The organism is Pseudomonas vanderleydeniana, assembly GCF_014268755.2.
Lineage (GTDB): Bacteria > Pseudomonadota > Gammaproteobacteria > Pseudomonadales > Pseudomonadaceae > Aquipseudomonas > Aquipseudomonas vanderleydeniana.
This window is the reverse complement of record NZ_CP077093.1, coordinates 108,783-132,652: the sequence shown is the minus strand read 5'-3', so window position 1 is coordinate 132,652 and position 23,870 is coordinate 108,783. Positions and strand designations below refer to the sequence as shown.

Annotated in this window: 22 protein-coding genes; 11 read left to right on the top strand and 11 right to left on the bottom strand. The window is 63.2% G+C overall.

Annotated elements, in window-relative coordinates; genetic code table 11:
• Positions 1–20: 20 nt before the first annotated feature.
• From HU752_RS00610 to aspA, 9 genes are all read right to left on the bottom strand, one after another.
• Entirely contained in the window at positions 21–1,121 is a 1,101-nt protein-coding gene (locus HU752_RS00610; RefSeq protein WP_186683717.1) for a polyamine ABC transporter substrate-binding protein, read from the bottom strand.
• Between the two features lie 12 nt (positions 1,122–1,133).
• A complete protein-coding gene (locus tag HU752_RS00605) occupies positions 1,134–2,165 on the bottom strand; it encodes a histone deacetylase family protein (protein ID WP_186683716.1) in 1,032 nt (343 codons plus the stop codon).
• A gap of 159 nt (positions 2,166–2,324) precedes the next feature.
• Positions 2,325–3,317 (bottom strand): AraC family transcriptional regulator, encoded by a 993-nt coding sequence (locus HU752_RS00600; RefSeq protein WP_186683715.1) that lies wholly within the window; start codon positions 3,315–3,317, stop codon positions 2,325–2,327.
• A gap of 80 nt (positions 3,318–3,397) precedes the next feature.
• On the bottom strand, positions 3,398–3,670 hold the full coding sequence (locus tag HU752_RS00595) for a type II toxin-antitoxin system RelE family toxin (RefSeq protein ID WP_017902220.1): 273 nt from the start codon (positions 3,668–3,670) through the stop codon (positions 3,398–3,400).
• The gene (gene relB, locus HU752_RS00590) at positions 3,654–3,878 is read right to left on the bottom strand and encodes a type II toxin-antitoxin system RelB family antitoxin (RefSeq protein WP_186683714.1); all 225 of its coding nucleotides are present in this window, start codon (positions 3,876–3,878) and stop codon (positions 3,654–3,656) included. Before relB ends, HU752_RS00595 begins: the two co-directional genes overlap by 17 nt.
• A 96-nt stretch (positions 3,879–3,974) precedes the next feature.
• Positions 3,975–4,376, bottom strand: a complete 402-nt coding sequence (locus tag HU752_RS00585; RefSeq protein WP_186683713.1) for a DUF6124 family protein — start codon at positions 4,374–4,376, stop codon at positions 3,975–3,977.
• A 561-nt stretch (positions 4,377–4,937) separates the two neighbouring features.
• On the bottom strand, positions 4,938–5,393 hold the full coding sequence (locus tag HU752_RS00580; protein ID WP_186683712.1) for an SgcJ/EcaC family oxidoreductase: 456 nt from the start codon (positions 5,391–5,393) through the stop codon (positions 4,938–4,940).
• 484 nt (positions 5,394–5,877) lie between these two features.
• Entirely contained in the window at positions 5,878–7,311 is a 1,434-nt protein-coding gene (locus HU752_RS00575; protein WP_186683711.1) for an alanine/glycine:cation symporter family protein, read from the bottom strand.
• 431 nt (positions 7,312–7,742) lie between these two features.
• Positions 7,743–9,167, bottom strand: a complete 1,425-nt coding sequence (gene aspA / locus HU752_RS00570; RefSeq protein ID WP_186683710.1) for an aspartate ammonia-lyase — start codon at positions 9,165–9,167, stop codon at positions 7,743–7,745.
• A gap of 180 nt (positions 9,168–9,347) precedes the next feature.
• Here aspA and HU752_RS00565 point away from each other — a divergent pair, with 180 nt between their 5' ends.
• From HU752_RS00565 to HU752_RS00545, 5 genes are all read left to right on the top strand, one after another.
• Positions 9,348–10,265 carry a LysR substrate-binding domain-containing protein gene (locus HU752_RS00565; protein WP_186683709.1) on the top strand — a complete coding sequence of 306 codons (918 nt, stop codon included), beginning with the start codon at positions 9,348–9,350 and terminating at the stop codon, positions 10,263–10,265.
• A 329-nt stretch (positions 10,266–10,594) separates the two neighbouring features.
• On the top strand, positions 10,595–11,086 hold the full coding sequence (gene purE / locus HU752_RS00560) for a 5-(carboxyamino)imidazole ribonucleotide mutase (protein WP_186683708.1): 492 nt from the start codon (positions 10,595–10,597) through the stop codon (positions 11,084–11,086).
• 11 nt (positions 11,087–11,097) lie between these two features.
• Positions 11,098–12,180, top strand: coding sequence for a 5-(carboxyamino)imidazole ribonucleotide synthase (locus HU752_RS00555; protein ID WP_186683707.1), 1,083 nt, complete (start codon positions 11,098–11,100; stop codon positions 12,178–12,180).
• Positions 12,181–12,286: 106 nt separating this feature from the next.
• Positions 12,287–12,532 (top strand): GlsB/YeaQ/YmgE family stress response membrane protein, encoded by a 246-nt coding sequence (locus HU752_RS00550; protein ID WP_017901751.1) that lies wholly within the window; start codon positions 12,287–12,289, stop codon positions 12,530–12,532.
• Between the two features lie 79 nt (positions 12,533–12,611).
• The gene (locus HU752_RS00545; protein WP_186683706.1) at positions 12,612–13,148 is read left to right on the top strand and encodes a DUF3299 domain-containing protein; all 537 of its coding nucleotides are present in this window, start codon (positions 12,612–12,614) and stop codon (positions 13,146–13,148) included.
• Positions 13,149–13,461: 313 nt separating this feature from the next.
• Here HU752_RS00545 and HU752_RS00540 read toward each other — a convergent pair whose 3' ends face one another.
• A complete protein-coding gene (locus tag HU752_RS00540; RefSeq protein WP_186683705.1) occupies positions 13,462–14,364 on the bottom strand; it encodes a D-hexose-6-phosphate mutarotase in 903 nt (300 codons plus the stop codon).
• A gap of 55 nt (positions 14,365–14,419) precedes the next feature.
• The gene (locus HU752_RS00535; RefSeq protein WP_186683704.1) at positions 14,420–14,821 is read right to left on the bottom strand and encodes an acyl-CoA thioesterase; all 402 of its coding nucleotides are present in this window, start codon (positions 14,819–14,821) and stop codon (positions 14,420–14,422) included.
• Between the two features lie 544 nt (positions 14,822–15,365).
• Between HU752_RS00535 and HU752_RS00530 the strand changes: the two genes are divergently transcribed.
• From HU752_RS00530 to phoU, 6 genes are all read left to right on the top strand, one after another.
• The gene (locus HU752_RS00530) at positions 15,366–16,655 is read left to right on the top strand and encodes an MFS transporter (protein WP_186683703.1); all 1,290 of its coding nucleotides are present in this window, start codon (positions 15,366–15,368) and stop codon (positions 16,653–16,655) included.
• Between the two features lie 159 nt (positions 16,656–16,814).
• Positions 16,815–17,807, top strand: coding sequence for a phosphate ABC transporter substrate-binding protein PstS (locus HU752_RS00525; RefSeq protein ID WP_186683702.1), 993 nt, complete (start codon positions 16,815–16,817; stop codon positions 17,805–17,807).
• 448 nt (positions 17,808–18,255) lie between these two features.
• Positions 18,256–20,289, top strand: a complete 2,034-nt coding sequence (locus tag HU752_RS00520; protein ID WP_186683762.1) for an ABC transporter permease subunit — start codon at positions 18,256–18,258, stop codon at positions 20,287–20,289.
• A 15-nt stretch (positions 20,290–20,304) separates the two neighbouring features.
• A complete protein-coding gene (gene pstA / locus HU752_RS00515; protein ID WP_186683701.1) occupies positions 20,305–21,975 on the top strand; it encodes a phosphate ABC transporter permease PstA in 1,671 nt (556 codons plus the stop codon).
• A 153-nt stretch (positions 21,976–22,128) separates the two neighbouring features.
• Positions 22,129–22,962 carry a phosphate ABC transporter ATP-binding protein PstB gene (gene pstB, locus HU752_RS00510; protein WP_017901744.1) on the top strand — a complete coding sequence of 278 codons (834 nt, stop codon included), beginning with the start codon at positions 22,129–22,131 and terminating at the stop codon, positions 22,960–22,962.
• A gap of 120 nt (positions 22,963–23,082) precedes the next feature.
• Complete coding sequence (gene phoU / locus HU752_RS00505; RefSeq protein WP_186683700.1) at positions 23,083–23,844, top strand: phosphate signaling complex protein PhoU; 762 nt, start codon at positions 23,083–23,085, stop codon at positions 23,842–23,844.
• Positions 23,845–23,870: the final 26 nt, after the last annotated feature.

Sequence of the window (23,870 nt, the reverse complement as noted above, 5' to 3'; positions counted from 1 at the left end):
GGCGACGACAGGGCCGGCGTTCAAGTCCCCGACTTGATCCGCGTCCAGGCCCGGGTGCGGGCCCGCTCGGCCTTCTGGTCCAGCGGTTGCAGGGTGTAGAGGGTCTTCATCGCCGCTTCGCTCGGATACAGGTTGGGGTTGTGGCGGATCGCCGGGTCCACCATTTCGGTGGCGTCCTTGTTCGGGTTCGGGTAGCCGACGAAGTCGCTGATCGGGGCAATCACCTGCGGTTGCAGCAGGTAGTTGATGAAGGTGTAGGCATCCTCCGGGTCCTTGGCGCCCTTGGGGATCGCCAGCATGTCGAACCAGATCGGCGCGCCTTCCCTGGGCAGGCGCATGTCCACCACCACGCCGTTCTTGGCGTCCTTGGCGCGGTTGGCGGCCTGGGAGAAGCTGCCGGAGTAGCCGACGGCGACGCAGATGTCGCCGTTGGCGATATCGGCCATGTACTTGGACGAGTGGAAATAGGTGATGTACGGGCGGATCTTGAGCATCAACGCCTCGGCCTTTTCATAGTCCTTGGGGTTCTTGCTGTTGGGGTCCAGGCCCAGGTGTTGCAGCGCCAGCGGCAGGATTTCCGACGGCGAGTCGAGCAGGGCGACGCCACACTGCTTGAGCTTGCTGATGTTCTCTTCCTTGAAGATCAGGTCCCAGCTGTCCACCGGCGCGTTGTCACCCAGGGCGGCCTTGACCTTGGCCGGGTTGAAGCCGATCAGGATGGTGCCGTACATGTAGGGCACGGCGAATTTGTTGCCCGGGTCGTTGGCTTCCAGCAGTTTCATCAGCTTGGGATCGAGGTGGTTCCAGTTCGGCAGCTTGCTGCGGTCCAGCGGCTGGAACACCCCGGCCTCGATCTGCTTGGCGAGGAACACGTTGGACGGCACCACCACGTCATAGCCGGAGTTGCCGGTGAGCAGCTTGGCTTCCAGCGCCTCGTTGGTGTCGAAGATGTCGTAGACCAGCTTGACCTGGCTGTTCTGCGCCTTGAAGTCGTCCAGGGCCTTGGGCGTGATGTAGTCGAACCAGTTGTAGACCCGCAGGGTGCGGTCTTCGGCGTGCGCCGCGCCGCCGAGCACGGCGGCGCACAGGGCCGGGGCGATGAAACGCTTGAGTCTGTTCATTCTTCTAGTTCCTCATTGGGCGTTCTGGAAACCTTCGAGTACGTTCACGGCATTGATGCCGATTTCTTCCACCGCATAACCGCCTTCCATCACGAACAGCGTCGGCTTGCCCAGGCGGGCGATGCGTTCGCCCATGCGCAGGTAGTCGGGGCTGTCGAGCTTGAACTGGGAAATCGGATCGTCCTTGAAGGTGTCCACGCCGAGGGAGACCACCAGGACGTCGGCGTCATAGCGCTCGATTTCGCCGCAGGCCTGTTCCAGGGCCGCGCTCCAGCGCTCCCAGCCGCTGCCGGCGGCCAGCGGGTAGTTGAAGTTGAAGCCTTCGCCAGGGCCTTCGCCGCGCTCGTCGGCATAGCCGAGGAAGAATGGGAATTCGGCCTCCGGGTCGCCGTGGATCGAGGCGAAGAGCACGTCGCTGCGCGCGTAGAAAATCGACTGGGTGCCGTTGCCGTGGTGATAGTCGACGTCGAGGATCGCCACCTTGGTGCGGCCCTGGTCGAGAAACGCCTGGGCGGCGATCGCCGCATTGTTCAGGTAGCAGTAGCCGCCCATCAGGTCGCCGGCGGCATGGTGCCCCGGTGGCCGGCAGAGGGCGAAGGCACTGTGGGCGCCGTGCTGGATTTCGGCCTGGGCGGTGAGGGCGACCTGGGCCGCGCTGTAGGCGGCCTGCCAGGTACCGGCGGTGATCGGAGCACCACCGTCGAAGCTGTAGTAGCCGAGCTGGCCGTGCAGGCTCTTGGGCAGGACCTGGCGCAGGGTGCGGGCCGGCCAGGTAAAGGGCAGCAGGTCACCGTCCTGGCCGAGTTCGGCCCAGCGGTCCCAGGCGCCCTTGAAGAACTCCAGGTAGGCCTCGTCATGGATGCGGCGGATCGGCTCGAGGCCGAAGTCCTCGGGCTCACGCACCGGCCCCAGGGCCTGGTGGCGGACGCTGGCGAGCACGTGGTCGGCGCGCGAGGGCATTTCGAAGCAGGGCATCAGTTGCCCGTCGATCAGCTCGCAGCGGCCGTGGTGCAGGTGATGATCGTCTGAGTAGACCGTCAGCATTTATTGTTCTCCGTTGGCGTGGACGTGGACTCATTCTTGATGTCCGACGCGCTTCGGAGAACGGCAGGAGCGGCCAAAAGGGGATCGATGTGGCCAAAACCTCTGTCCTGATTTCGCCCCTGAATGAGGCAACGACGCACCGTTGGGTGGCACGAACGCTCAGGGGCGGAACTGGCTCGGGCTGACGCCACTCCAGCGCACGAAGGCATGGCGGAAGCTGGCGGTTTCGCTGAAGCCCAGTTCATCGGCGATCCGGTGGATCGGCCACTGGTCCTCGGCCAGCAATTGCTTGGCCCGCTCGAAGCGTAGCTCGTCGAGCAGTTCCTGGTAGCTGCAGCCGAGGTCGCGCAGGTGTCGGCGCAGGGTCCGCGCCGAGCAGTTCATCTGTTCGGCCAGGCCTTCCAGGCCGGGGGCGGTATGCAGTTGGGCAGCGAGCAACTGGCGGATCCGTCCCAGCCAGGCCTGGCGGCCGGTGAACTCCAGGTTCTGCTTGCGGCAGCGCTCGGTCATGGCCTGGTGGGTGATCGGGTCGGCCAGCGGCAACGGCTGGTCCAGCCAGGCGCGGTCGAAGGCGAAGGCGTTGCGGGTGGCGGAGAATTGCAGCGGGCAGTCGAAGCTCCTGGCGTAGTCGGCCTGGTAGTCCGGCGCATCATGTTCGAAGCGCGCGGCCAGCAGTGGCAGCGGTCGGCCAAGCAGGTCGTCGCAGATGACTTTCAGCGAGACCAGGCAGAACTCGACGTTGAACGTCGCCAGCACCGGGTTTTCCCGATAGTCCCCGGCGGTGAACCAGATGCGCTCGCCGTCTTGCTCCAGGCTCAGTTCGAAGAGTGTTCCCAATAGCGCCGGATAACGCAGGGCCAGGCGCAAGGCGTCACCGAAGGTGGCACTGGTGAGCAGGGCGTAACCGAGCATGCCGTAGGACGACACGTGCATGCGCCGGCCCAGTTCCAGGCCGATTTCCCGACGCAGGGCCACGGCATTGGCGCAGACCTGCATCTCCTGGTTGGTGGTGATGCGGGTGTCGGCGCGGCTCAGGTCGGCGGCGCTGATGCCGCTGCCGGCCAGCAGCGTGTCGGCGGGCAGGCCCTGTTCGCGGAAGGTGTTGAGCACCAGGGAGACGGCGTTGAGAGTGGTCAGGTGCGAGTGGAGCATGCTCGATTCCGGCCTTGGGAGGTGTGGGAATCGAGCAAGTTGCGTGCCGCTGCGGGGCAGGGAGCCCGTGGCACGGGCCGCTAGTGTTTGTAGACATCCCGTCGATTGCCGACGCGAACAATGAGGATACTGACGACTTCGTCCTGTATGTTGGCGATGATGCGGTAATCCCCGACCCGATACTTCCAGAACTGACCCAGCTTCGAGCCCTTGAGGGCTTCGCCGATACTGCGAGGGTCCTCCAGTGCCGCAAGGCGCTCCCTCAGGAATTTCAGAATTCGTAGTGCGGTCTGTTTATCGAGCTTGCCCAACTCTTTGGCAGCCGACGATTCGAATTCAATCCTCCACGCCATACTGTTGTTCCAGCTCTTCCAGGGTCATGGTCTTGCTTCGACCGGCGCGGACGTCCGCCAGGCGCTGTTCAGCCAGGTAGATGTCCTCGAGGTTGTCGATATGCTCGAGAATGGCTTGCCGGGCATAGAATGTCTTGGTGCGTCCAGTCGCGGCAGCAAGGGCTTCCAAGCGATTTTCAATGTCTTGAGGCAGACGGATAGCGAGCATGTCGTGAGCTCCGCAGTGATTTGCTATACGTGTATAGCGTAGCAGCATCGATCGGGAGAGTGAGGTGTCTCCCGATCGATGGCCGCCTCTTTTCGTTCAGGCCTGCGTGCAAGCCGGTTGTGAGCCTTCCAGCAACGCTTCCACCAGCGCCCGGGCCATTTCCACCGAATGCACCATCGACCAGATCAGCCCGCGTTCGATGCCGCTGCCCTGTTCGGTGATTTCATCGGAGACTTCTTCGGCGCAGCGCAGCAGCAGCGACACATGGTTGAGGGTGGTTTCGGCATTGATGCCAGCCTTGACGTCGAACAGCGAACGATGGCGGCCGTCGCGCAGGTTGCCGGGGCGGGCGGCGGTTTCCTTCAGGGCCCGGAGCAGCGGCGGTTCTTTGGGCTGGCTGTTGATGACTTGCAGGAGGTCGGCGTTGGCCTGTTGCAGGATCGCCGTGATGCGGCGGTGGGTGGCCTGGCTGGGTGGATCGGGGACCGGATTGTTCATGGTGTCACTCCTATTGCTGCATGGGAGCTGGCACCTGTCGCGACTAAACGAGTGGGTGGCAGCTGTACGCGGGTTAGTCGACCGGCCAATAGGAAACCGGCGCGCCCGGAGGCGCCCCACGCACAGCCGCCATGAAACTGGGGGCGTGAAAAAACGCCGGCCATGGACCATGGGGGCGCTGTGCGCCTATTGAGCGTGGGCGACTAAACCCGATCACCGCAAAACGGCGGTGACGCAACGAAGATAGTCACGCGGCTGGACAGGCGCAATACGTCGGGATTTTCTAGGAAATGTCCCTCAAGTAAAAGGGATTTGTCTTGAAACGCAATGTTTCAAGCATCGCGATTTGTCGGTGGTTGGGAGGGGGGCGAGGGGCTGTTGTGGCGAGCGGGCTTGCCCGCGCTGGGCCGCAAGGGGGCCCCAAGCCTGCACACGCGGTGTGCCGGGCGGACCGGGGGCTCAGGGTTTGCGACTGCTTCGCAGTCGAGCGCGGGCAAGCCCGCTCGCCACAAGATGGAGTCGCTCCTGGGGGTTTGGCTTAGCTTGCGGCCCCGGAACCCATCATTTCTCCGGCATCGCCGAAGAGTGGTGCGTCGAGATTTTCCAGCCGTTGGCGCTGCTCCAGGCGTAGGTGAAGGTGTAGCGGGCGGATACGTTCGGCTGGTCCTTGAACGCGAAGGTATAGGTGCCGGTGTCGATCGCCTCGTTGCAGCCGGTGCGGATGGTGCGGCTGTCGATGGTGCCGCTCGGCTTGTGGGCCAGGAAGTGCTCGAAGTAGTCGACCCGCTCGGCGTCGGTCAGGCGCGGCTTGTTCGATACAGTGGGTAGCAGCACGGCGTCATGGAGATACTGCTGCGCGACCTTTTTCGCATCACCGGTCTGCAACGCGGCGTTCCATTCGTCGAACAGGACTGCTATCTGCGCCGCCGTCACCGGCGTGCACATGAGGGGTTTGTCGGCCAAGGCCGGGACGGAAACGAGACTGCACAGCGCAGCCAGTACGATTTGCTTCTTCATGGTTTTCCCATGGCTGCATGGGCAGCCGTTCGCCTAAGAAAGAGCCAATACTTCCGTGACCGGCACACTTCATCCGTTCAGGGTTCAAGTCCCGTCCCGATTGGCTCGTGAGGTAATGGGCAGAGCCGGTGCATAAGGCTGTCGGCGCCTGTGTGCAGGCGTGACAAGGCATCGGCGTCTGACCCGAAGGTGCTACTGGAACGTAACAAGTTGCTCTATGTGTGCGATTGGCCTGGCAGGTTTCTTGTTGTGGGTGGACAGGGTGTTCAAACAACCGGCGAGCACTGCCTGTCGGTGCACGGCAACTTGGGGCAAGCCTAACCGAGGCGTTGTGGCGGGGTGTAGTGCCCGGACGGGCTATAGGAATTTCCCTACAGATATATCGGGAGAGTGTTGGTGGGGCCTGTAGGAAGGAGCAGTAACCCCAGTGGGCGCTGGCCCACCGGGGTACTGCGGACGGTCAGGTGCCGTCCGCTGGCTGCAGTCAGCGGTGTGTAGCTGGTACGCCTTGGGCGGCGGTCTCAACCGGCGGGTTGGCCGGCCAGGCGGCACGGTCCAGGTCCAGGTCGTTGAACTTGCTGGAGTCGAACACCGGTTGCTTGACGCCGGCACGACGCTGCTCGTCGTAGTCGCGCATCACGCGCAGGCCGACCTTGAACAGCAGGGCCAGGGCGACCAGGTTGACGAACGCCAGGCAGGTCATGGTGATGTCGGCGAAGGCGAACACGGTCGACAGGTCCTGCATCGAACCCCAGACCACCAGCGCCAGCACCAGGCCACGGAAGGCCATCAGCACGGCACGGTTGCGGCTGAGGAACTGCAGGCTGTTCTCGCCCAGGTAGTAGTTGTAGAGGATGCAGGTGAAGACGAACAGCGACAGCGCGACGCTGACGAAGATCCGGCCCCAGTCACCGACCACGGCGGCCAGCGAGTTCTGGGTCAGGACGATGCCATCCCCTTCGAAGCCCGGGGTGTAGAAGCCCGACAGCAGGATCAGCAGCGCGGTGCAGGTGCAGATGACGAAGGTGTCGAGGAACACGCTGAACGCCTGGACCACGCCCTGGGCGCCCGGGTGTTTCACGGCGGCTACGGCGGCCACGTTCGGCGCGCTGCCCAGGCCGGCTTCGTTGGCGAACACACCACGCTTCACGCCCATGACGATGGCGCTGCCGAGCAGGCCGCCGAAGGCTGGGTCGAGGCCGAAGGCGCTCTTGAAGATGGTTTCCAGCATGGCTGGCACGTGTTCGATCTGGGTGCCGATCACGTACAGGGTCACGCCGATGTAGGCCAGGGTCTTGATCGGTACCAGCAGGTCCGACACTGCCGCGATGCGCTTGATGCCACCGATGAAGGTGATGGCCAGCAGCACGGCCAGGACGATCCCGGTGTGGCGCGGGTCGAAGGCGAAGGCGTTCTGCAGCGAGTGGGTCACGGTGTAGGACTGCAGGCCGATGAAGGCGAAGCCGTAGGTGACCAGCAGCAGGACCGAGAACACGATGGCCATGCTCTTCAGCTTCAGGCCGTGCTGGATGTAGTAGGCCGGACCGCCACGATACAGGCCGTCGCCGTCGGCGCGCTTGTAGACCTGGGCCAGGGTGCATTCGAAGAAGCTGCTGGACATGCCGACCAGGGCGGTCACCCACATCCAGAAGACGGCGCCCGGACCACCGAGGGTCACGGCGATACCGACACCGGCGATGTTACCGGCGCCGACGCGGCCGGCGAGGCTGAGCATCAGGGCCTGGAACGAGCTGAGTTGGCCGGCCTGGCCGCGCAGGGATTCCTTGAACACCCCGAACATGTGGCCGAAATGGCGGAACTGGACGAACCGCGAGCGGATCGTGAAATAGCTGCCGAGCCCGACGATGAGCACGATCAGCAATTTACCCGAGAGGAAGTCGTTGATGACTTCAAGCATGAATGGATCCTCGCTTTTTTTTGCAAAGGCGGCTCGATGGGCCGGTCGCGTTGGCACCCGGTGTTGCGGGCAGTGTGGGCTGGCGACAGGTCTTCCCGAGCTTGCGCGGGTTGTTTTTAGTGTTGTTTCGCGTGTTTCAGTGCCGCTGTGCCGCGGATCGCTTACGCGAAGAGGGGCGGCACTATACCGATCAGGACTGCCAGCGTCTGCACAGCCTGTCATTTTTCATGATTTGCTCTGTAAGCGTTGTCCCAGACACCTCGTCAGTCGGATGACGAGTACTGCTGTCTGATAAACGAACTGCAGGGCGTTTTCACTATGAAAAATTCAGTCAAAAAAAAGGGCTTGAAGGGTGGCCCTTCAAGCCCTCAAAAGGTGAGAGGTGTCTAGTCCCTCGACCTGGTGAGCGTGTTGCGGTCGGGTGCTGAAGATCAGGCCTTCAGGGGCACCAGACGTGGAGCAATCATGTTTTCCGGACGCAGGATGTCGGCGAGCATCGCTTCGTCGAGTAGGCCTTCCTCGCGGACCAGTTCCAGTACGCCGCGGCCGCTTTCGAGGGCGACACGGGCGATACGGGTGGCGTTTTCATAGCCGATGTACGGGTTCAGTGCGGTGACCAGGCCGATGGAGTGTTCCACCAGCTCGCGGCAGCGGGTTTCGTTGGCGGTGATGCCGACGATGCAGTGCTCGCGCAGCATGTCCATGGCGCGCTGCAGCAGGCGGATCGAGTCGAAGATCTTGAAGGCGATCAGCGGCTCCATCACGTTCAGTTGCAGCTGGCCGCCTTCGGCCGCGATGGTCAGCGCCAGGTCGTTGCCGATGATCTGGAACGCCACCTGGTTGACCGCTTCCGGGATGACCGGGTTGACCTTGCCGGGCATGATCGAGCTGCCTGGCTGACGCGCCGGCAGGTTGATCTCGTTGATGCCGGTGCGTGGGCCGCTGGACAACAGACGCAGGTCGTTACAGATTTTCGACAGCTTGACTGCGGTACGCTTGAGCATGCCGGAGAAGAGTACGAAGGCGCCCATGTCGGAAGTGGCTTCGATCAGGTCGGCAGCCGGAACCAGCGGCTGGCCGCTGATGGTTGCCAGGCGTTCGACGGCCAGGTTCTGGTAGCGTGGGTCGGCGTTGATGCCGGTGCCGATGGCGGTACCGCCCAGGTTGACTTCGGTCAGCACTTCCGGCGCCAGGGTCTTCAGGCGTGCCAGGTCTTCGCTCAGGGTGGTGGCGAAGGCGTGGAATTCCTGGCCGAGGGTCATCGGTACGGCGTCTTGCAGCTGGGTACGGCCCATTTTCAGGACGTGGGCGAATTCTTCACCCTTGGCGCCGAAAGCCTGGATGAGGCTGTCGAGGCTGGCGAGCAGGGCGTCGTGGCCCAGCAGCAGACCCAGGCGAATGGCCGTCGGGTAGGCGTCGTTGGTCGACTGCGCCATGTTCACGTCGTTGTTCGGGTGCAGGTACTGGTATTCGCCCTTGCTGTGGCCCATGGCCTCCAGCGCGATGTTGGCGATGACTTCGTTGGCATTCATGTTGGTCGAAGTGCCAGCGCCGCCTTGAATCATGTCCACCACGAACTGCTCGTGGAAGTCGCCGCGGATCAGACGGGCGCAAGCCTCGCTGATGGCAGCGTGCTTGGCTTCGCTCAGGTGGCCCAGCTCGCGGTTGGCGTCAGCGGCGGCCTGTTTGACCATGGCCAGGGCCACGACGAATTTCGGGTAGTGCGAGATCGGAACACCCGAGAGGCGGAAGTTGTTCACCGCTCGCAGGGTCTGGATGCCGTAATACGCGTCGCCGGGTACTTCAAGTACGCCAAGGAGGTCTTTTTCTGTGCGGAAGGATGCAGCGGAGGACATGATAGAAATCATCTCGATATGAACCCGGTCGGTGCCGGAACGTCGCCAATGCTAGGCCTGGGCGATTTTTTGGGCCAATGCTGTTACACACTGCCCCATGCATAAACGGCATAATGCAGGTGTGACGTGGCTTGCGTGGCGAACGTGTGCGCCAAAATGGTGCGCGTGACGGAGAAGTTGATGAATCTCGAAAGCAAATGGTTGGAAGATTTCAGTGCCCTGGCGGCCACTCGCAGCTTTTCCCAGGCTGCCGAACGCCGCTTCGTCACGCAGCCGGCGTTCAGCCGGCGGATTCGCAGCCTGGAGGCGGCGCTGGGGTTGACCCTGGTGAACCGCTCGCGCACGCCGATCGAGCTGACGGCGGCGGGGCAGTTGTTCCTGGTGACGGCGCGCACGGTGGTCGAGCAGCTGGGTGAAGTGGTGCGTCACCTGCATCACCTGGAGAGCGGGCAGGGCGAGGTCATGCAGGTGGCGGCCGCGCACTCCCTGGCGCTGGGCTTCTTTCCGCGCTGGATCGCCCAGTTGCGCAACGAGGGCCTGAACATCGCCACGCGGCTGGTGGCGACCAATGTCGGCGATGCGGTGCACGCGCTGCGCGAAGGCGGTTGCGACCTGATGCTGGCCTTCTATGACCCGGATGCGGCGTTGCAGATGGATGCGGAAATCTTCCCGTCGCTGCACCTGGGGCATACCGAGATGCTGCCGGTGTGTGCGGCGGGGCCGGACGGCAAGCCGCTGTTCGACCTGGAAAGCGAGGGCAGCGTGCCGTTGCTGGCCTACAGCGCCGGGGCCTTCCTCGGTCGTTCGGTGAACCTGCTGCTGCGCCAGCGCAACCTGCGTTTCACCACGGTGTACGAGACGGCGATGGCCGACAGTCTCAAGGGCATGGCGCTGGAGGGCCTGGGGATTGCCTGGGTGCCGCAACTGAGCGTGCGCGCCGAACTGGCCCGTGGCGAACTGGTGGTGTGCGGCGGTGCGCAGTGGCATGTGCCGCTGGAGATCCGCCTGTATCGCTGCGCGCTGGTGCGCAAGGCCAACGTGCGGCTGCTGTGGCGCAAGCTGGAGAGTGGTACGGCGCAGGCGGCAGTGGCGGGCTGAGCTTGAGGTGCACTTGTCTGTGGGAGCCGGATTTATCCGCGAAGGGAGCGGCGCGGTTTCTCCGGGTTACGGCGTCGTGCTTCTTCGCGGATGAATCCGGCTCCCACAAAGACGGCGTTCGAATTGACCTGAAAGTCAGGTAAACCGGCCCTCAGCGGCTGAAATCGACCTGTCGACAAAGGTGCGTCAAACGCGCTTTTTTCGGTATACTGCGCGGCCTTCGGTCGGTTTAGCCCGGCCATTATTCGTATGACAAGCCACGCCGGTCCTCCCGCGTGGCTTGTTGTTTTTTGACGCGCCTGCGGGCGCCCAAGAGAAGAGGCACGACGATGAGCGCACTGGTTGGCGTGATCATGGGCTCCAAGTCCGATTGGTCCACCCTTAGCCACACCGCCGATATGCTGGAAAAGCTCGGTATCCCCTACGAGGTGAAAGTGGTATCGGCCCACCGCACCCCGGACCTGCTGTTCCAGTATGCCGAAGAGGCCGAAGGCCGCGGTATCGAGGTGATCATCGCCGGCGCTGGTGGCGCGGCCCACCTGCCAGGCATGTGTGCGGCCAAGACCCACCTGCCGGTGCTGGGCGTACCGGTGCAGTCGTCGATGCTGTCGGGCGTGGACTCGCTGCTGTCGATCGTGCAGATGCCGGCCGGCATTCCGGTCGCTACCCTGGCCATCGGCAAGGCCGGCGCGATCAACGCCGCGCTGCTGTCGGCGAGCATCCTCGGCGCCAAGCACCCGCAGTTCCATGCCGTGCTGAAAAAATTCCGTACTGAGCAGACAGACAGCGTCCTGGACAATCCAGACCCACGCGTCGCCTGAGGTTTTTGACGATGAAGATCGGTGTAATCGGTGGCGGCCAACTGGGCCGCATGTTGGCGCTGGCGGGCACTCCGCTGGGGATGAACTTCGCTTTCCTCGACCCGGCGCCGGATGCCTGTGCAGCCGCCCTGGGCGAACATCTGCGAGCCGATTACGGCGATCAGGATCACCTGCGCCAGTTGGCCGACGAAGTCGACCTGGTGACTTTCGAGTTCGAAAGCGTGCCAGCGGAAACCGTGGCCTTCCTGTCGCAGTTCGTCCCGGTCTACCCGAGCGCCGAAGCCCTGCGCATCGCCCGTGACCGCTGGTTCGAGAAGAGCATGTTCAATGACCTGGGGATTCCGACCCCGGCCTTCGCCGACATCCAGTCCCAGGCCGACCTCGACGCGGCAGTGGCCAACATCGGCCTGCCGGCCGTGCTCAAGACCCGCACCCTGGGTTACGACGGCAAGGGCCAGAAGGTCCTGCGCACCGCGGCCGACGTGGTTGGCACCTTCGCCGAGCTGGGCAGCGTGCCGTGCCTGCTGGAAGGCTTCGTGCCGTTCACCGGCGAAGTCTCGCTGATCGCCGTGCGCGCCCGTGATGGCGAAACCCGTTTCTACCCGCTGGTGCACAACACCCACGAGAACGGCATCCTCAAGCTCTCGGTGGCGAGCACCGACCACCCGCTGCAGGCCCTGGCCGAAGACTATTCCAGCCGGGTGCTCAAGCAGCTGGACTACGTCGGCGTGATGGCGTTCGAGTTCTTCGAGGTCGACGGTGGCCTGAAGGCCAACGAGATCGCCCCGCGCGTGCACAACTCCGGGCACTGGACCACCGATGGCGCCGAGTGCAGCCAGTTCGAGAACCACCTGCGGGCCGTGGCCGGCCTGCCGCTGGGCTCGACCGCCAAGGTCGGCGAGAGCGCCATGCTCAACTTCATCGGCAGCGTGCCGCCGGTGGAGCGCGTGGTGGCGATCGCCGACTGCCATCTGCACCACTACGGCAAGGCCTTCAAGGCCGGGCGCAAGGTCGGTCACGCCAACCTGCGCTGCGCCGACCGCGCCACGCTGCAGCAGCAGATCCTGCGGGTCGAAGCGCTGATCGCCGAGTAAAAGTTATCCAGGCGGGCGGGAACCATCGGTCCCCGCCGTCCTCTGATGGCAAGATGCCGAGGCCGAACTAGGCTTTGGTTGGGGGCAACCATTCAGAGGAAACGTCATGGGTATCATTGGAACCATCTTCATCGGCTTGATCGTTGGCCTCGTGGCACGTTTCCTCAAGCCGGGCGATGACAGCATGGGTTGGATCATGACCATTCTGCTGGGTATCGGCGGCTCGATCGCCGCGACCTACGGTGGTCAGGCACTGGGTATCTACCATGCCGGGCAGGGTGCCGGTTTCATCGGGGCTGTCGTCGGTGCCATCGTCCTGCTGGTGATCTACGGGATGATCAAGAAGAGCTGAGCCGACCCGATAATCCCCTCTGCGCGTCCTGCGCAGAGGGGCTAGAATGCCCGCCTGATTCCCTCCTGCCGAGTTCCTCATGCGTCGTCTCCTGTTGACACTTCTCCTGCTGGGCAGCGGCCTGGCCCATGCGGCCGAGCTCCCGGAAACCGACTGGCTGGAACTGATGCCCAAGTCGGACCAGAAAGCCCTCGAGCAAATGCCGGAAATCGATCACAACTCGCCCGAGGCCCAGGGTACGTTTACGGCCAAGGGTGGCTTGAAGCAGAGCAAGGGTCTGCCGGCGGTGATGTATTCGACCAAGACCGTCGCGGCCATGAACGGCAAGGACATCCGCATCGGCGGTTATCCGGTGCCGCTGGAAACCGACGCCAAGGGCCGTAGCACGCTGTTCTTCCTGGTTCCCTACCCGGGCGCCTGCATCCACGTGCCGCCGCCGCCACCGAACCAGCTGGTGCTGGTGCGTTACCCCAAGGGGCTGAAACTGGATGACATCTACACGCCGCTGTGGGTCGTTGGTACGCTGAAGATCGAAAAGGTCAGCAATGACTTGGCCGATGCGGCGTATGCGCTGGATGCGGCAAAGGTGCGGGTGGTGAAGGAATCGGATCTGTAGGTTTTCTTGATCGTTTGCTGATCGCTGATCGTTCCCACGCTCCGCGTGGGAATGCCTCTCAGGACGCTCAGCGTCCGCTCTTGTGACGCAGAGCGTCACGGATTGCGTTCCCACGCGGAGCGTGGGAACGATCGGGAAGGAGTCGGATCTGTAGATTGCACGTTTCTCATTGTGGCGAGCGGGCTCGCGCGCGCTGGGTCGCGAAGCGGCCCTCGACGCTATGTACCCGGCGTGTCAGGCACACCGAGTACATAGGTTTTACGACTGCTTGCAGTCGAGCGCGGGCAAGCCCGCTCGCCACAGGCGCGAATCTTCAGCCCAGGCGGCGGCTGCCGATGGTCACGCCCAGCACATGGCTGGCCCCCGGGGCCAGGGTCACCACATCGTTCATCACGTTCGCCGTCTCGATGCAGAGCATCTTCTGCCAGCCATCGTCGGCCATGTCGGCCAGTTTGCTGGCGCGCTCGATCCACGGGTTCCAGATCACCGCCGAGCGCGAGCCCTCGGCCGTCAGCTCGATCCGCCGTTCCCAGGTCGGGTCGACGATGCTCAGTTGCGTCGGCGTATCCAGGTAGATGCGGTCGGTTTCGCCGCTGAAATGCAGTTCGCCCTGCTGTTGGACGGGCTTCCAGTCATCCGTGGTGTCGATGTAGGTCAGGCCGTCGAGGCCTTCGACATGGACGTTGCGTACGTCGCTGACCGCGAAGTAGGTATGCAGCGCCTGGCTGAGGGTGACCGGGTGATCGTCGAGGTTCTCGCTGGTGAGGCGGATGTGCAGCTTCTCGCCCAGGTGCGCCGCCAGCTTCAGCCCGACCTTGTGCGGCCAGCCCGGTAGGCCCGCCTCGGGCAGCGGCAGGGTGAATTCGGCCAGCACGCCGTCGGCGTCGGCCTGGATGCCGAGCAGGCTCCACTCCAGGGTCCGGACGAAACCGTGGGCGGTTGGCTCCTCGCTGCTTTGGCGCATCGCCTGGACGCTGTCGGGGTTACGTTGGAACACGCCGAACCACGGCCAGCACACCGGGACGCCGGCGCGAATGCTCTTGCCGTGCTTGAACTGGGCCTGGTCGTTCAGCCAGATGACGGGCTGTTCGCCGGCCAACTGATAGCTGAGGATGTGTGCTCCCTGCTGGGCAACCAGCAACTCGGCCTGGCCGTGGCTGATCTTCCAGCAGTTGAGTTCATCCAGCTTGACCGTTTCAACGTGGGGCGTGCTCATGGTGTTCTCGCTCGGCAATTTGGACTGCAATGGACCGCAAAAAAACGCCGCGGGTTCAGGCGCGCCGTGGCACGGAACGGGTGCGGCCGCTGCCGTCGATGGCGACGAACACGAATACCGCCTCGGTGACCTTGCGCCATTCGCTGGACAGCGGGTCGTCACTCCACACCTCGACCATCATCCGGATCGAGCTGCGGCCGATTTCCAGGGCCTGGGTATAAAAGGACAGTTGGGCGCCGACCGCGACCGGCACGAGGAAGGCCATGCGGTCGATGGCGACGGTGGCGACGCGACCACCGGCGATCTTGCTGGACATGGCGGTGCCGGCCAGGTCCATCTGGTTGACCAGCCAACCGCCGTAGATATCGCCGAAACCGTTGGTTTCACGCGGCAAGGCGGTGATTTGCAGGGCAAGGTCGCCTTGCGGGATGGGGTCTTCTTGTTCGAGTTCGATCATATTCAGGGCCTCTGACCCATGACGCTACGTGGGTATTGCAGGTGAATAGCCGTCTTCAGGAAAAACGATTCAGCCCGAACATGCTACGTTCGTCACGTTTCTCTAAGGCGTACTAAAGGGAAACTCTGCGAAACCGGCTGGAAGGATCTTCCAACGACGTTTTGGCACAGCACCCCTCGCAGGGACAGCCACCAGTATATCGAGCGACCCGCTTGACTACGACCGTCGCAAAGCCCTTTCGATCGCTCTATATCGGGACATTACTTACTTTCTGAAACATTTTATTATCTTTTCCCGACCTTTCGCCCGCCTGTAGCGCCCGGGTGGCCCTGGCCCTCGGCAAAAGATTTTTCCGCTCGTCGGGCTTTGCGGTGCCACGCAGTCTGTCGGCCGTCAGGACAACGCCTTGCCCACTGTCGACATGTTTTACCGGTTTATCGTTTTACTACAACCGTGCTTGTGCGATCTTTGCCGGATCGACGCCGGTGACGTTGCGACCGGGCCGCGCGGATCTATCAGCCAACCTATATAAGAGAAGCCTTGCATGAGTACTGTGTCTCCCAGCCTTGCGCAGCCCGCGCGCCCGCTGACCCGAAATGACTACAAGACCTTGTCGCTATCGGCCCTGGGAGGCGCGCTGGAGTTCTACGACTTCATCATCTTCGTGTTCTTCGCGGCGGTGGTCGGCAAGCTGTTCTTCCCGGCCGAGATGCCGGAATGGCTGCGCCTGATGCAGACCTTCGGGATCTTCGCCGCCGGTTACCTGGCGCGGCCGCTGGGCGGCATCGTCATGGCGCACTTCGGTGACCTGCTGGGCCGCAAGAAGATGTTCACCCTGAGCATCTTCATGATGGCCGTGCCGACCCTGATCATGGGCCTGCTGCCCACCTATGCGCAGATCGGCATCTGGGCGCCGATCCTGCTGCTGTTGATGCGGGTGATCCAGGGCGCCGCCATTGGTGGCGAGGTACCGGGCGCCTGGGTGTTCGTCGCCGAGCACGTACCGGAGCGGCAGATCGGCTTCGCCTGCGGCACCCTGACCTCGGGCCTGACCGCCGGTATCCTGCTCGGCTCGCTGGTCGCGACCCTGATCAACAGCCTTTATAGCCCGGTGGAAGTGAGCGACTACGCCTGGCGTATCCCGTTCCTGCTGGGCGGGGTGTTCGGTCTGTTCTCGGTGTACCTGCGCCGCTGGTTGCACGAGACCCCGGTATTCGCCGAGCTGCAGCAGCGCAAGGCACTGTCCGATGGCATTCCCCTGGGCGCGGTACTGCGTGACCATCGTGGTGCGATCATCATCTCGATGCTGCTGACCTGGCTGCTCTCCGCCGGCGTGGTGGTGGTGATCCTGATGACCCCGACCGTGCTGCAGACCCTCTTTCACTTCACTCCGACGGTATCGCTGCAGGCCAACAGCCTGGCCACCGTGTGCCTGACCCTGGGTTGCATCGCATCCGGTGCCCTGGCCGACCGCTTTGGCGCGGGCCGGGTGTTCGTCATCGGCAGCCTGGCGCTGATGGCGACCTTCTGGACTTTCTACAGCACCGTGGCCGCCCATCCCGAGTGGCTGTTCCCGCTGTATGCGCTGAGCGGCCTGTTCGTCGGCACCATCGGCGCCGTGCCTTATGTGATGGTCAAGGCCTTTCCGGCGGTGGTGCGCTTCAGCGGCCTGTCGTTCTCCTACAACCTGGCATACGCGATCTTCGGCGGCCTGACCCCGATGGTGGTGACCCTGCTGCTCAAGGAGAGCCCGATGGGCCCCGCGTATTATGTTGCAATAATTTGCAGCGTCGGCGTTCTGGTGGGTGGCTATCTCTGGTCGAAGTCCCGCTAAGCCCCGTATTTCAAGGGCTCCAGCCGTTTCAATGAGAAAGGCCAGCAATCCTTGCGGATGCTGGCCTTTCATCTAACTGTCACAAACTAGTCATAGAGTGTTCATGCGGCCTACTGATACTTGGCCCCGACTTACAACCCTCTCTGCTAGGAGCAAGGCATGAAACTGAAGCGTTTGATGGCGGCAATGACGTTTGTCGCTGCTGGCGTCGCGACTGCCCACGCGGTGGCCGCTGGTGTAGACCCGTCCATCCCCGCCTACACCAAAGTACAAGGCGTTTCGGGCAACCTGTCCAGCGTCGGTTCCGACACCCTGGCAAACCTCATGACCCTGTGGGCAGAGGGTTACAAGAAAGAATACCCGAACGTGAACATCCAGATTCAGGCCGCCGGTTCCGCTACCGCACCGCCCGCACTGACTGAAGGCACTTCGAACCTCGGCCCGATGAGCCGCAAGATGAAGGACACCGAACTGGCTGCCTTCGAGCAGAAGTACGGCTACAAGCCTACCGCTATCCCGGTGGCTGTCGACGCCCTGGCGGTGTTCGTCCACAAGGACAACCCGATCAAGGAACTGACCATGGAGCAGGTCGACGCGATCTTCTCCTCGACCCGCCTGTGCGGTGCCAAGTCCGAAGTCAAGACCTGGGGTGACCTGGGCGTGAAGGGCGACCTGGCCAACAAGCCGGTTCAGCTGTTCGGTCGCAACTCGGTATCCGGCACCTACGGCTACTTCAAGGAAGAAGCCCTGTGCAAAGGCGACTACAAGCCTAACGTGAACGAGCAGCCGGGTTCGGCTTCCGTGGTGCAGTCGATCAGCTCCTCGCTGAACGGTATCGGCTACTCGGGTATCGGCTACAAGACCGCCAGCGTGAAGACCGTGGCCCTGGCCAAGAAAGGCAGCACCGACTTCATCGAAGACAGCGAAGAAAACGCCCTGAACGGCAAATACCCGCTGTCGCGTTTCCTCTACGTCTACGTCAACAAGGCTCCGAACAAGCCTCTGGCCCCGCTGGAAGCCGAGTTCGTGAAGATGGTCCTGTCCAAGCAGGGCCAGGAAGTCGTAGTGAAGGACGGTTACATCCCGCTGCCAGCCAAGGTTGCCGCCAAGGCACTGGCTGAACTGGGCCTGAGCGAAGGCGCCAAGAAGTAAGCATCGGGCCGGGGCCTTGAGCCCCGGTATGTGGGGGCGGGCCTGCCCGCGCAAGTGATCCTGGAAGGACACTTCGCAGACAGCCCGCCAGCCACACACATAATTTCCGAATCCGCTGCCAGCCACGCTGGGCGGCGGCTTCCGTGCGTCACTGCACTGTCATCTTTCTGTCATACAGGATCGCTAGGGTGTGCGCATGAACGATCTGGCCAATTCCACCATGACTACGACTTCCCCTCCCAAGCGCATTGATTTCAATACGCCTGAACTCAAGCGCAAGCGCCAAATCCGTGCGCTCAAGGACCGTCTGACCCGTTGGTACGTGTTCGTCGGCGGCCTGGCCGTGCTCGCGGCCATCACGTTGATTTTCTTCTTCCTGGGCTATGTGGTCATGCCGCTGTTCCAGGGTGCCTCGCTGACGGCGGAAAAAGCTGTCAGCCCAGCCTGGATGCGCGATGCCGGCAACCCGCTGATGATCTCACTGGAAGAACAGAACCAGGTGGGCATGCGGGTTTCCGACCAGGGGCAGGTCCTGTTCTTCGCTGTCGAAGGGGCGGCCGAGCTGTCTCGCCTGAGCCTCCCGCTGCCGGCCGGCACCACGGTGACCTCCATCAGCAAGGATCAGCCAGGCGTTCCCCTGGTGATCGTCGGCCTGTCCAACGGCCAGGCGCTGGTGTTCCGCCACACCTACAAAGTGACCTACCCGGATGGCAAGAAGACCATCACCCCGGCGATCGAGTACCCCTATGGTGAAACGCCGATCACCCTGGATGCGCAGGGGCATGCCCTCGAGCACGTGAACCTCAACGCCAGCGATTCGACGCTGATCGTCGTGGGTTCCAATGGCTCGCAGCTGCATGTGCTGGCGCTGACCAAGGAAGAGAACATGATGACTGGCGAGGTCACCAGCGAGCAGAAGAGCATCGACCTGCCGCAGATGACCGAGCCGGTGAAGGCTATCTATATCGATCCGCGCCAGCAGTGGCTGTACGTGATCAACGGGCGTGCCCAGGCCGATGTGTTCAGCCTGCGCGACAAGAGCCTGAACGGCCGCTACAAGCTGCTCGAGGACGCCAACACCGAAGTGACCGCCAGTGCACAGCTGGTGGGTGGCATCTCGCTGATCATCGGTGACTCCAAGGGTGGTCTCGGCCAGTGGTTCATGGCCCGCGACACCGATGGCGAACTGCGCCTGAAACCGATCCGCAGCTTCCAGATGGGCACCACGCCGATCGTCGAGATCACGGCCGAAGAGCGTCGCAAGGGCTTCGTCGCCCTGGATGCCGCCGGCAAACTCGGGGTGTTCCACAGCACCGCGCACCGTACCCTGCTGGTCGAGCAGGTGGTCGATGGCCCGGGCCTGTTCGGCCTGTCGCCACGCGCCAACCGGGTGATCATCGAACAGGGCGGCAAGATCCAGCCGCTGGTGCTCGACAACCCGCATCCGGAAGTGTCCTGGAGCGCGCTGTGGAGCAAGGTCTGGTACGAGAACTACGACGCACCGAAATACGTCTGGCAATCGACCGCCGCCAACACCGACTTCGAGCCCAAGCTGAGCCTGTCGCCGCTGACCTTCGGTACCCTGAAGGCCGCGTTCTACGCCATGCTGCTGGCGGCACCCCTGGCGATCGCCGCGGCGATCTACACCGCCTACTTCATGGCCCCGGGCATGCGCCGCAAGGTCAAGCCGGTGATCGAGCTGATGGAGGCGATGCCGACGGTGATCCTCGGTTTCTTCGCCGGCCTGTTCCTGGCGCCGTATGTCGAAGGCCACCTGCCGGGGATCTTCAGCCTGCTGCTGTTGCTGCCGATTGGCATCCTGGTCGCCGGGTTCGCCTGGAGCCGCCTGCCCGAGTCGCTGCGCCTGCGGGTGCCGGACGGTTGGGAAAGCGCGATCCTGATCCCGGTGATCCTATTCGTTGGCTGGCTCTCGCTGTTCATGAGCCCGCACCTGGAATCGTGGTTCTTCGGCGGTGACATGCGCCTGTGGATCTCCCACGACCTGGGCATTACCTACGACCAGCGCAACGCCCTGGTGGTCGGCCTGGCCATGGGCTTCGCGGTGATCCCGAACATCTATTCGATCGCCGAAGACGCCGTGTTCAGTGTGCCACGCAGCCTGACCCTGGGCTCGCTGGCCCTCGGCGCCACGCCTTGGCAGACCATGACGCGGGTGGTGATCCTCACCGCCAGCCCGGGCATCTTCTCGGCGCTGATGATCGGCCTGGGCCGTGCCGTGGGCGAGACCATGATCGTGCTGATGGCCACCGGTAACACGCCGGTCATGGAGATGAACCTGTTCGAGGGCCTGCGCACCCTGGCGGCGAACGTCGCGGTGGAGATGCCGGAGTCGGAGGTGGGCGGTAGCCATTACCGCGTGCTGTTCCTCTCGGCACTGGTGCTGCTGCTGTTCACGTTCATCATGAACACCCTCGCGGAGCTGATTCGTCAGCGTCTGCGCAAGAAATACTCGTCGCTTTAATAAAGGTAGAAGTCTGTGAAACAGAACTCCCTGAATGGCTGGTTCAAGAGCGGCGCCCCAGGCGTCTGGATCAGCGGTGGTGCGGTGTCCATCGCGGTCATCATGACCATCGGCTTGCTGGCGGTGATCGCGGTTCGTGGGCTGGGGCATTTCTGGCCGGCGGACGTGATCCAGGCCCAGTACGCTATCCCGGGCCAGGCCCCGCAGGTCGTGGTCGGCGAGGTGGTGCAGAAGGAAGAAGTGCCACGTGCGCGCCTGAAGACGGCGGGCTTGCCGGTGCCGGATGATGGTCCCGAGTTCATGACCCGCGAGTTGATCAAGGTCGGCAACCGTGACCTGAACGGCAACGACTTCACCTGGGTCGTCGGTGAGTGGCTGACCCAGCTCAGCACGCCGGCCGAATTGATGGCCATCGAGCGTCGCGAGTGGGGCAATTTCTACGGCACCCTGGTCAACGTCAAGGAAAACGGCAAGGTCGTCGCCGAGGGCGAGGCCGCGTGGCCTGAGCTGCGGGCGCGTATCGAGCGCGTGAACGGCCTGGCCAAGCAGCTCAAGTCCCTGGAGAAAACCGACATCGGCGCGATCAACGCCGGTCTCGAGCGTATCCGCCTGCATGGCCGCAAGCTGGAACTCGAAGGCAAGCTGGACGCCGCCGCGCAGGCCGACATGGAGGCCGAGAAGGCCGAACTGCATGCCCGCTACCAGGCCGTCGAAGCGCGCCTGAGCGAGCTGCACACCGAGTTCAATCGCGACAGCCTCACGGCCCGCGACGGCAACGGCAAGGAACTGGAGATCGGCATCAGCAAGGTGGTGCACGCCTACCAGCCGAACGCCATGGGCACCTTCACCAAGCTGGGTTTCTACTTCAGCAAGGTCTGGGAGTTCCTCAGCGACGACCCGCGTGAAGCCAACACCGAAGGCGGGATCTTCCCGGCGATCTTCGGTACCGTGATGATGACCCTGATCATGGCGATGATCGTCACCCCGTTTGGCGTGCTGGCGGCGGTGTACCTGCGTGAATACGCCAAGCAGAACACCCTGACGCGGGTGATCCGCATCGCGGTGAACAACCTGGCCGGTGTTCCGGCGATCGTCTACGGCGTGTTCGGCCTGGGCTTCTTCGTCTACGTGCTGGGCGGTTCGCTTGACCGGCTGTTCTTCCCCGAGGCCCTGCCGGCACCGACCTTCGGTACCCCCGGCCTGCTCTGGGCCTCGCTGACCCTGGCGCTGCTGGCGGTGCCGGTGGTGATCGTGGCCACCGAGGAAGGCCTGGCGCGGATCCCGCGTACGGTCCGCGAAGGTTCCCTGGCGCTGGGTGCGACCAAGGCCGAGACGCTGTGGAAGATCGTCCTGCCGATGGCCAGCCCGGCGATGATGACCGGCATGATCCTCGCCGTGGCCCGTGCCGCTGGCGAAGTGGCCCCGCTGATGCTGGTGGGCGTGGTGAAGCTGGCGCCGTCGCTGCCGGTGGACGGCAACTACCCGTACCTGCACCTGGACCAGAAGATCATGCACCTGGGCTTCCACATCTACGACGTCGGCTTCCAGAGCCCCAACGTCGAGGCGGCACGCCCGCTGGTGTATGCCACCGCATTGCTGCTGGTGCTGGTGATCGCCACGCTGAACCTGTCGGCCGTGTGGATTCGCAACCACCTGCGCGAGAAGTACAAGGCGCTGGATAGTTGATGACGCATTACCTGTAGGAGCAGGGCTGGCCCGCGAAGCTTTTGGCGGCCCCCGAGGCCCTTCGCAGGCCAGCCTTGCTCCTCCGAGGTCCCTTATTGCACACGCCGCCACGCGGCGTACCGAAACGAATTTGTTAGCGCAGGGAGTCTACCCATGCAGCACGAAACCCAACCCCACGGCATCAACATGTCCGCCCTGGGTCGCAGCAAGCAGAGCCTGGACCTGGCCAGCGAGACCGTGGCCATCGAAGTACCGAAGCTGAGCCTGTTCTACGGCGAGAAGCAGGCGCTGTTCGACGTCAGCATGAATATCCCCAAGCAACGCGTGACCGCCTTCATCGGCCCGTCCGGTTGCGGCAAGTCGACCCTGCTGCGCACCTTCAACCGGATGAACGACCTGGTTGACGGCTGCCGCGTACAGGGCGAGATCAACCTCTACGGCAACAACATCTACCGCAAGGGCGAGGACGTCGCCGAGCTGCGCCGCAAGGTCGGCATGGTGTTCCAGAAGCCGAACCCGTTCCCCAAGACCATCTACGAGAACGTGGTCTATGGCCTGCGTATCCAGGGCATCAACAAGAAGCGCGTGCTCGACGAGGCCGTCGAATGGGCGCTCAAGGGCGCCGCGCTGTGGGATGAGGTGAAGGACCGCCTGCACGATTCCGCCCTCGGCCTGTCCGGCGGCCAGCAGCAGCGTCTGGTGATTGCCCGGACCATCGCCGTGGAGCCGGAAGTCCTGCTGCTCGACGAACCGTGCTCGGCCCTCGACCCGATTTCGACGCTCAAGGTCGAGGAACTGATCTACGAACTGAAATCCAAGTTCACTATCGTGATCGTGACCCACAACATGCAGCAGGCCGCCCGCGTCTCCGACTACACCGCGTTCATGTACATGGGCAAGCTGGTGGAATTCGGCGATACCGATACCCTGTTCACCAATCCCGCGAAGAAGCAGACCGAGGACTACATCACCGGTCGTTATGGCTAGGAGCGGCTGTGTGCCGCAGGCCGGAGGCGGCAAGGCAGATGCTGTGCGAACCCCGGATCAACCCCAAACTGCTTGAAACGTGCGGCCTGAAGCCTGCACGTTTCGCGGAGCCAAACACCGATGATTGATAAAGAAGGTCTTACCCATCACATTTCCGCGCAGTTCAACGCGGAGCTGGAAGAAGTACGCAGCCACCTGCTGGCCATGGGCGGCTTGGTGGAGAAGCAGGTCAACGACGCCGTCACCGCGCTGATCGAGGCCGATTCCGGCCTGGCCCAGCAGGTGCGCGAGATTGACGAGCAGATCAACCAGATGGAACGCAACATCGACGAGGAGTGCCTGCGCATCCTCGCTCGTCGCCAGCCGGCGGCGTCCGACCTGCGGTTGATCATCAGCATCTCCAAGTCGGTGATCGATCTTGAGCGTATCGGCGACGAAGCCACCAAGATCGCTCGTCGCGCCATCCAGTTGTGCGAAGAAGGCGAGGCCCCGCGTGGCTACGTGGAAGTTCGCCACATCGGCGACCAGGTGCGCAACATGGTCCGTGACGCGCTGGACGCCTTCGCCCGCTTCGACGCCGAACTGGCGCTGTCCGTGGCGCAGTACGACAAGATCATCGACCGCGAGTACAAGACCGCCCTGCGCGAGCTGGCGACCTACATGATGGAAGACCCTCGCTCTATCTCGCGGGTTCTGAGCATCATCTGGGTGCTGCGTTCGCTGGAGCGGATCGGCGACCACGCACGCAATATCTCGGAGCTGGTAATCTATCTGGTACGCGGCACCGACGTACGGCACATGGGCCTCAAGCGCATGCGCCAGGAAGTTGAGGGAGTGGCCCCCGAAACTGCTAATGTTCCGGACAAAGCTGACGATAAGTAAGATTGCCCGAGAGAAACGCCCGGCCA